General features: G+C 67.8%; 2 protein-coding genes and 1 pseudogene. 1 reads left to right on the forward strand and 2 read right to left on the reverse strand.

The window, feature by feature from the left end; translation table 11 throughout:
- Positions 1 to 173 precede the first annotated feature (173 nt).
- On the forward strand, positions 174 to 776 hold the full coding sequence (locus tag A5686_RS18595) for a TetR/AcrR family transcriptional regulator (protein ID WP_067937353.1): 603 nt from the start codon (positions 174 to 176) through the stop codon (positions 774 to 776).
- Positions 777 to 783: 7 nt separating this feature from the next.
- Here the strand turns inward: A5686_RS18595 and A5686_RS18600 are convergent, their stop codons facing one another.
- The gene (locus A5686_RS18600; protein ID WP_067937355.1) at positions 784 to 1,665 is read right to left on the reverse strand and encodes a D-alanyl-D-alanine carboxypeptidase family protein; all 882 of its coding nucleotides are present in this window, start codon (positions 1,663 to 1,665) and stop codon (positions 784 to 786) included.
- Positions 1,666 to 1,720: 55 nt separating this feature from the next.
- Positions 1,721 to 2,232, reverse strand: a pseudogene (locus A5686_RS27690) (hypothetical protein); the annotation flags it as partial.

Below are 2,232 nucleotides of genomic sequence, written 5' to 3' on the forward strand. Positions count from 1 at the left end.
CAACGACGACGCAGTAGTCGCCACCGGTGTCGGCGGCGTGGTCGTCTTCGGCGGAAGTCACTCGAAAGGCGAATTTCGGGACGGCTACGGACAATCCGTGCGGTCGGGCCGTTACCTGCGGGCGGGGGAGCACGACCGCCGGGAGCGCAGCGCGGTGGGCGTCACCGCCTGACATGGCCAGGACCCAGCAGCAGCGCCGCGAGGAGACCGTCGGGCGGCTCATCGATGCGTGCATCGCCACCATCATCGAGGTCGGCTACGCCCGGGCGTCGGCCGCGGTGATTGCCAAACGGGCCGGGATGTCGGTGGGTGCGCTGTTCCGGCACTTCGACACCATGGGCGATTTCATGGCCGCGACGGCCTCGGAGGTGCTACGACGACAGCTGGAGTCGTTCACCAAGGGAGTCGCCGAAATACCGGCCGACCGACCGGCGCTGCAAGCGGTGCTGGAGATCCTGCGAGACATCACCGGCGGCCCCACCAACACTGTGATCTACGAGTTGACGATTGCCGCGCGTACCGACGAAAAGCTCAGGGACACCTTGCAACACGAGCTGGGACAATACGCCGCGAAGATCGACGACGTGGCGCGGGCGCTGCCCGGCGTCGAGGCCTTCCCCGAGGACACCCTCCTGGTTTTGGTGGCGCTGATGCGCAACGTGTTCGACGGAGCCGCGGTGATCGAGGGGGTCTTGCCGCAGCCGGAGATCGCGGCGCAGCGGATTCCGGTGCTGATGGCACTGCTGACCGCGGCGCTGCCGGACGCGGACTCCTGACGAATAGCTACAGCGAGCCGATGCTGGACTGCGGGCTCTGCGCGAATCCCCAGTCGAACAATGTCGCCGCCTGATCCCAGTACGTCGGTCCGCCCTCTTTGATCAGCCCGTACATCATGGCGATCACCAGCCGGCGGCCACCGCGCGCCGCGGCCCCGACGAAGGTCTTGCGGGCGGCGTTGGTGAAGCCGGTCTTGCCACCGATCGCGCCGGGATAACGCTGCAGTAGTTCGTCCTGGTTGGTGATCGGGTGATCGCCGTTGTCGCCGGGGAACATCGCCGACGGCTCGGCGGTGATCTGCGCGAACACCGGGTTGGCCATCGCCGCGCGAAAGATGACCGCCAGGTCGTGCGCCGTCGAGGAGCCCGAGCCCCCGGGGCCGTCCAGGCCGGACGGCGTCGCCGCGTGGGTGTTGGTGGCGCCCAGCGAGGCGGCCTTGGCGTTCATCTTGGCGACGGCGACCTCCGGCCCGCCCAGCATGTGTGCCAACGTGTTGGCGGCGTCGTTACCCGAGACCAGCAGCAGGCCATCGAGGAGTTGGCGTGCGGTGTAGGTCCGGCCCGGTTTGATGCCGACGCAGTTGCACTCCACCTGGGTGTCGGCGACGTCGGCGACGACGGTCGAGTCGAGGCTCACCGAGTCCAGGACGACCTGGGCCAACAGCGTCTTGATGGTGCTCGCCGGCGGGTGCGCCACATTCTGGTCCCGGCCGGCCAGCACCTGACCGCTGTCGAGATCGGCGATGATCCAGGTCTGCGCGGGGCCGTCGGGAATGGGGATCGAGCCGACCGGCTGCGTGTTGTCGGCCCAGGCGGTGGACATGGCGACGGTGGCGGTGCAGGTACCGAGCGCGAGCAGGGTAGCGGCTTTGGCCGTGAGCTTCCGCATGGCCGCAAAGTCTAACTTCGCCCCTGTTCGTAGCGGGACGGTTCCCACACGTCGGCTAGCCGGCAGTAGTCGCCGGCTCGGCCGCGGCCCAGGTGGTCGCCGCGTCAGCGCGCAGAAAGCTGCCGGTGCGCTCCGTGCCAAGCACCTCGGTGGGCCGCCCGTCAAGAAACACCGCTTGCCCGGCGACGAGCACGGCGCTGACGGTGTCGTCGTTGTGGTTGACCATCCGCGACAGTCCGCCGTACTGGTCGATCTTCTCTTCGGCGTAGTCGTCGAGCGAATCGTCCAGGTGCGCGGGGTCGACAATCACCAGGTCGCCGCGATCGCCCAGCCGCAGATGGCCGGCGTCGATCCGATACCAGTCGGCGAGTTCGCCGGTCATCCGGTGCACAGCGTGCTCGATAGTCATGAACGGCTTGCCGGCCTTTTCGGCGTCGTGGACGTGGCGCAGCAGCCGCAGCCCGAAGTTATAGAACGCCATGTTGCGCAAGTGCGCTCCGGCATCCGAAAAACCCATGTGCACGCTGCCTTCGTTGGCGAGCGCGTTCAGTAGCTTGGGCCGATGGT

Source organism: Mycobacterium sp. E2479 (assembly GCF_001667925.1).
GTDB lineage: Bacteria > Actinomycetota > Actinomycetes > Mycobacteriales > Mycobacteriaceae > Mycobacterium.